Here is a 7,145-nt window from a genome sequence, read left to right on the forward strand (position 1 = left end):
GCGGCGACGGCGCGGCGGACCCGGTCGGGCGCGTCGTCGAGGGTGTCCCACTCCTCGCGCGGCGGCAGGCCGGACCGGCCGAGCAGCACGAGCCGGGCCTGGGCGCGGTCGGCCAGGTCCTCGGCCAGGGTGAGCCCGATGCCGCCGAGCCCGCCGGTGATGACGTACACGCCGTTCCGGCGCAGCGGGTCGGCCTGCTGCGGGACCGGGACCTGGGTGTAGCCGCGCAGCCAGCGGCGCCCGGTGCGCAGCGCGACCGGCGACGGCGGCTCCCCCTCGGGCGGCTCGACCGGCTCGGCGGCCAGTTCGGCCAGCACCGCGGCCGGGTCGTAGGCGCCCTCCTCCAGGTCGAGGTGGCGGGCCGTCAGCCAGCGCGCCTCCAGCGGCACCACGCCGGTGAAGCCCGCGACGGTGGCGTGCTCCGGCCTGGTGACGTCGCCGCCGACGACGCCTTGGGTGCCGGTGGTGACGATGTCGAGGTGGACGCCGCCGTCGCGGTCGGCCTGGGCGAGCGCCTGCACCAGGCACAGGAGGCTGAAGAAGCCGAGGTCCTGGGCGGCGTTCGCGGCTTCGGCCGAGGCGGCGGGGTCGCCGTCGAGCGGCCAGGCGTGCACGATCCTGGCCGGGACGCCGGTGTGCGCGAGCAGCGCCTCGTAGTCCTCGCGCGCGGCGGGCCTGAGGGTGACGGTGCCGTCGGCGGCGACCCCGTACGCGTCGCCGGGCGTCACCCGGACGGTGTCGGCGCCGGCGGCGCGCAGGGCGTCCAGGAGCGGCCCGGCGGCGGGCCCGGCGAACACCAGGCAGCGGACACCGGCGAGCGAGTTTGCCGCGGCGGGGGCGACGGGGGCCTGCCGCCAGGCGGGGACGGAGAACCGTTCCTCCTGCGGCAGCGCGCCGGTCCGCTTCGGCCGGGGGTAGATCAGCTCGGTGTCGATCGTGGTCGGCACCCAGTGGTGGGTGCGCTCGTACGGGTAGGCCGGCAGCGGGACTCGGCGGGCGGGCTCGGTGATCGCGGCGGCGTCGAGCGGCGCGCCGGCGGTCCACAGCGCGCCCGCGGCCGCGTACAGGACCTCCAGGTCGGCCTTGGTCTCGGCGGGGCCGGGCAGGCTGTGCAGCGGGGCCGGCGCGGTGCGGGGCAGCTGCGTCCTGGCCAGGCCGGCGAGCTGGCGGCCCGGCCCGCACTCCAGCAGCCGCCACTCGCCGTCGGCGACGAGCGTGGCCACGCAGTCGCCGAAGCGGACGGCCTCGCGCAGGTGCCGGGTCCAGTAGGCGGGGTCGGTGGCCTGCTCGGGGGTGATCCAGTCGCCGGTGACGTTCGACAGGAACGGCACGGCGGGCGCGTTGCGGGCCACGGCGGCGACGGCGTCGTGGAAGTCGCCGAGGATCGGGTCCATCATCGCCGAGTGGAAGGCGTGCGAGGTGCGCAGCGCCGTGTGCTGGATCTCGGCCTCGTCGAGGGTGGCGGCGTACCGTTCGACCAGTTCGGCGGGGCCGGCGACGACGCAGGTGCCGGGGCCGTTGATGGTGGCGATGGACAGCCCGTCCGGCAGGGTGCGGCGGACCTCCTCGTGGTCCTGGCGCACGGCCAGCATCGAGCCGGCCGGCATCGACTGCATGAGCCGGCCCCGGGTGGCGACCAGGCGCAGCGCGTCCGGCAGGGTGAAGACGCCGGCGACGGCGGCGGCGGCGTACTCGCCGATGCTGTGGCCGATCATGGCGGCCGGTTCGATCCCCCACGAGCGCCACAGGCTCGCCAGCGCCCATTCGACGGTGAACAGCGCGGGCTGGGCCAGCGCCGTCTGGCGCAGCCGCTCGTCGGCGGCCTCCCGCTCGTCGTCGGCGGGGAACAGCAGCGTGCGCAGGTCCAGGCCGAGCTCGTCGCGCAGCAGTTCGGCGCACTCGTCGACGGCGGCGGCGAAGGCCGGCTCGGTGCGGTAGAGGCCCGCGCCCATGCCCGCGTACTGGGCGCCCTGGCCGGAGAACAGCCAGGCCACGCGCGGGGTGCCCGCCTTGGCCCGGACCACGCGGCGCGGCTCGCGCAGGGCGGCGACCGCGTCGGCGGGGTCGGCGGCGACGACCGCCGCCCGGTGGGCGTGCTGCCTGCGCCCGGTGCGCAGCGTGTGGGCGACGTCGGCGAGCGAGATCTCCCGGTCCTCCAGGTGGTCGGCCAGCCGCCGCACGGCGGCGTCCAGCGCGGCCGGGGTACGCGCCGACAGCTGCAGCAGGTGGGCGGGGCGCGGCCGGGCGGTCGGCAGCGCGGAGGGCGGGGCCTGCTCGACGACGACGTGCGCGTTGGTGCCGCCGATGCCGAAGGAGCTGACGCCGGCGCGGCGGGGGTGGCCGTTCGTCTCCCACTTGGTCAGGCTGGCGTTGACCCGGAACGGGCCGCGTTCGAAGTCGATGCGCGGGTTGGGCCGCTCGTAGTTCAGGGTGGGCGGGATCAGGCCGTTCTCCAGCGAGAGCACGGTCTTGATGAACCCGGCGATGCCCGCGGCCGGGCCGAGGTGGCCGATGTTGGTCTTGACCGAGCCGATGCCGCACCAGCCGGCCTCCTCCGACGCGGCGCCGAGGACGCCCGCCAGGGCGGAGACCTCGATCGGGTCGCCGAGCGCGGTACCGGTGCCGTGCGCCTCGACGTAGCTGACGGTCCGCGGGTCGATCTGGGCGAGGCCGAGCGCCTGCGAGATCGCCGCGGCCTGGCCCTCGGCGCTGGGCGCGGAGAAGCCGACCTTACTGGCGCCGTCGTTGTTGATCGCGTTGCCGATGACGACGGCGCGGATGTGGTCGCCGTCGGCGATCGCGTCGGACAGCCGCTTGAGCACGGCCATGCCGCCGCCTCCGCCCCAGATGGTGCCCTGCGCGGAGGCGTCGAAGGCCCGGCAGTGCCCGTCGGGCGAGTAGATGCCGTCCTGGTGGTACAGGTAGCCCCATTCGGCGGGCAGCTCCAGCGACGCGCCGCCGGTCAGCGCCATGTCGCACTCGCCGGCGCGCAGCGCCTCGCACGCCACGTGCAGCGCCACCAGGGAGGAGGAGCAGGCGGTGTGCAGGGTGAGCGAGGGGCCGCGCAGGTCGAGCTTGTACGACACGAGCGTGGCCAGGTAGTCGGGGTGGTTGCCGGTGTAGACGGCCAGGTTGCCGACGGAGGCGAACACCTCGGTGTTGGGCCGCACGTACAGCCACTGGTACTCGTCGGAGCCGATGGCCCCGTACACGCCGATCTCGCCCGGGTAGCGGGCCGGGTCGTAGCCCGCGTCCTCCAGCGCGGTGTGGGCCAGCTCCAGGAACATGCGCTGCTGCGGGTCGCGCAGCTCCGCCTCGCGCGGAGACATGCCGAAGAAGGCGGCGTCGAGCGCGCCGTAGTCGGCGGCGACGGAGGCGGCCGGGATGAACATGGGATCGTCGAGCAGGTAGTCAGGCACGCCGAGCGCCTCCTGCTCGGCGCGGGTGTGGAACTTCACCGATTCCACGCCCTCCACGAGGTTGCGCCAGAACGTCGGCACGTCCTCCGCGCCCGGCAGCCGGCAGGCCAGCCCGACGACCGCGATGGGTTCGACCCCGTTACCTTCTTCGTGGCTCATTCGGTGCTCTCCTGTCTGATCTGCTGCGACCGGTGAAGTGAGGGTCGGGCCCGCCGCGCGGCGACCCGCCGGGCGGCGCGGTCCCAGCCGGCCGGGCCGCGCTCGCCGTCGAGATGCGCGGCCAGAGCCCGGACGGTGGGGAAGCGGAAGAGGTCGACGATCGGCACCTCGCGGCCGAGCGCGGCGGCGAGCCGGGCCTGGACCTGCGCGGTGGCGAGCGAGTGCCCGCCGATCTCGAAGAAGTTGGCGGACGCGGAGACGGCCGGCAGGCCGAGCACCTCCCGCCAGACGCCGGCGACCAGCCGTTCGGTGCTGCTGGCGGGCTCGTCGCCGCCCGTCGGCGCGGGGCGGGGCGGCGGGGCGGGCAGCCGGGCGCGGTCCACCTTGCCGTTCGGGGTGAGCGGCAGCGCGGGCAGCAGGACGAGTTCGGCGGGCTGCGCGTAGCCGGGCAGGCTCGCGGCCAGATGGCGGCGCAGCTCCCCCGTCCCTGCGGCGGGGCCGTCGGGGACGGCGTAGGCGTGCAGCACCCGCCCGCCGGGCCGCTCGGCGACCGTGGCGGCGGCGGCGCGCACGCCCGGATGGGCCAGCAGCGCGGCCTCGACCTCGCCGAGCTCCACCCGGTAGCCGCGGATCTTCACCTGGCCGTCGGCGCGGCCGGCGATCACGACGCGGCCGTCCGGGTCGTAACGGCCGAGGTCGCCGGTGCGGTAGCGGGCCGTCTCGCCGTCCGGCTCGCGGGCGAACCGCTCCTCGGTGAGCGTCTCGTCCAGGTACGCCTGGGCCAGGCGGCGGCTCCTGACCACGACCTCGCCGAGTTCGCCGACGGCGGCGGGCGCGCCGGCCGCGTCGAGCACGAGCAGTTCGGCGCCGTCCACGCCGTGACCGACAGGAACCGGATCGCCGTGGTCCGCCGGGTCGGCGATCTCGTACAGGGCCTGCGCCTGCGGGGTCTCGGTGGTGCCGTAGGTGTTGACCAGGCGGGCGTTCGGGGCGGCGCGGCGCAGGCGGGCGGCGTCGGCGTGGGTGAGCCGGTCACCGCCGAACAGCACCAGCCGCAGGTCGGCGAGTTCCACCCCGGCGGCGGCGATGAGCGCGGCGAGTTGGGGGGTGAGGTGGGCGACGGTGATCCGGCGCTCGCGCAGCCACCCGGCGAGGCGGGCCGGGTCGCGCACCCGGTCCGGCACGGGCACGTGCAGGGTCGCGCCGAGCACCAGCGGGGTGAACGCGTCCCGCAGCAGCGGGTCGTGCGCCAGCCCGGCCAGCAGCGCGAACCGGTCGTCGCCGGTGAGCCCGTAGGCGCGGGGATACCAGTCGAGGAAGCGGGCCAGGGGCCGCTCGGGCGCGCGGACGGGTTTGGGCTGTCCGGTGCTGCCCGAGGTGAACGCCAGGTAGCCGCGCTCGTCCTGGTCCCTGATCCAGGCGGGTCCGGGCGGGGTGTCGGTGGGCCGGGGGCTGGACGCGTCCTCCACCGGGCCGAGTGCCGCCCCGTCGAGCGCCACCCCGTCGAGCGGCACCGGGTCCAGCGGCACCGGGTCCAGCGGCACCGGGTCCAGCGGCACCGGGTCGAGCCAGGCCAGGTCGGCGGGGATCTCGACGCCGGGGCAGGTCAGCACGCGGGTCGCGCCGGCGGCGCGCGCCTGCGCGGCGAGCCGGGCCGGCGGCAGCGCCGTGTCCAGCACCGCCCAGCGTGCCCCCGCCGCGAGCACGCCCAGCATCAGGGCGGGCAGCTCGCGGGTGCGCTCGGCGAGGATCGCCACCGTCTCTCCCGCCGTCTCCACCGCCGTCCCTCCCGCCGTCCCTCCCGCCGTCACGGCCCTGCCCGCCGTCTCGGTCAGCCGGGCCAGTTCCGCGTACGTCAGATCGCCGTCCTCGCCGCTGACCGCGACACGGCCGGGCCCGTCGGCCGCCCGCGCCAGCACCCGCTCCACCACCCCGGGCCCGGCCCAGCCGGGCAGCGCCGCCCGCCCGTCCGGCAACCGGGCCGCGCGGTCCGCCTCACGCTCATCTGCCTCACGCCCGTCCGGGGTCGCGGGGTGCGGCGTGGTCGCGGGCAGGGGGCGCAGGCCGGGTTCGCGTACCGGGCGGTCCGGGCGGGCGGTCAGGTCGGCGAGCAGCCGCAGGTAGCCGTTCAGCAGGGCGTCGATCCGCTCCTGCCGGAAGAGCCGCGGGTTGTAGACGGCCTGCAGCACGTACCGCCCGTCCCGCTCCCCCACGTACAGGGTCAGGTCGAACAGCGCGCCGGGCAGCCCCGGAGGCAGCGGCTCCGCAGTCACGCCGGGCAGGTCCAGCCTCGGCTCGGTGAAGTCGTACATGTTGAACAGCACCTGCACCAGCGGGTTGCGCGACAGGTCGCGGCCCGGCCCGAGCCGGTCCACCAGCCGCTCCAGCCGCACGTCCAGGTGCGCCAGCGCGCCCGACAGCGACTCCTGGCAGCGGGTCACGTGCGCGGCGAACGGCGCGTCGTCCTCCACCCGCAGCCGCACCGGCAGCACCTGCACCAGGCACCCGGCCAGCGGGTCGAGCACCGGGTCGCGCCGGTCGGCCACCGGGGTGCCGACGATCAGGTCGGGCTGGCCGGACAGCCGCCGCAGCACCAGCCCGTAGGCGGCCAGCAGCACCGCGTACGGGGTGCAGCCGAGCCGGGCGGCCAGCTCCCGCACGGCGGCGGCGACCCCGGCCTCCGTCTCGCCGGTGACGGACTCGCCGTCGAACGTCTGCACGGGCGGGCGCGGATGGTCGCGCGGCAGGTCGAGCACCGTGGGCGCGCCGTCGAGGTGCTCGCTCCACCACGCCAGGTCCGCCTCGCCGTCGCGGGCCGCCAGCCAGCCGACGTACCCGCCGTAGGTGGCGCGCAGCGGCGGCGGCGCCTCCTGCCGGTACGCGCGCGAGACGTCGTCGTACAGCACCTGCTGCGACCAGCCGTCGAACACCAGGTGGTGCGCGGTGATGGCGAGCACGTGCTCGTCGGCGGCGAGCCGGAGCAGGCGGGCCCGCCACAGCGGGCCTTCGGCCAGGTCGAACGGCAGCCTGGCCTCGGCCTGGAGCCGTTCGCGCAGCGCGTCGGCGGTCACGTCCTCGACGGGCAGCGGCACCGGGCCGGGCGGCGTGACCGCTACGGACGGGACGCCGCCCGCCTGCGGCACCCGCCAGCGCAGCACCTCGTGCCGCTCGGCCACCGAGGCCAGGGCGCGGGCCAGCGCCGCGACGTCCAGCGGCCCGGTCAGCCGCTGGGCCATGGCGATGTTGTGCGCGGGGGTGCCGGGGGCCAGCCGCTCGACGAACCACATCCGCCGCTGCACCGGCGACAGCCGCGCCGGTCCCTCGCCCGGCGGCTCCTCGCGCAGCGCGGGCGCCGTGGCGGCGCGGCGGGCGATCCCGGCCACGGTCCTGCCGCCGAGCACGTCCTCGACGGCCAGTTCCCGGCCCAGGCCGGTGCGCAGCAGCGCGGTCAGCCGCATGGCCAGCAGCGAGTGGCCGCCGCAGGCGAAGAAGTCGGCGTCCGCCGGGGGCGGCGCGCTCCCGAACGCCTCGGCCCAGAACGCGGCCACGGCCCGCACCAGCTCACCG

General features: G+C 76.9%; 2 protein-coding genes. Both read right to left on the minus strand.

Annotation, left to right across the window (positions count from 1 at the left end; all coding sequences use genetic code 11):
* The coding region (locus OUY22_RS34670; protein WP_270159534.1) for a type I polyketide synthase at positions 1 to 3,578 on the minus strand (3,578 nt) is incomplete at its 3' end.
* Positions 3,575 to 7,145, minus strand: a 3,571-nt coding sequence (locus OUY22_RS34675) for a condensation domain-containing protein (protein WP_270159536.1), incomplete at its 5' end; no start/stop codon positions are given. The genes OUY22_RS34670 and OUY22_RS34675, both read right to left, overlap by 4 nt.

The sequence above is a fragment of the Nonomuraea corallina genome (assembly GCF_027620315.1).
Taxonomy (GTDB): Bacteria; Actinomycetota; Actinomycetes; order Streptosporangiales; family Streptosporangiaceae; genus Nonomuraea; species Nonomuraea corallina.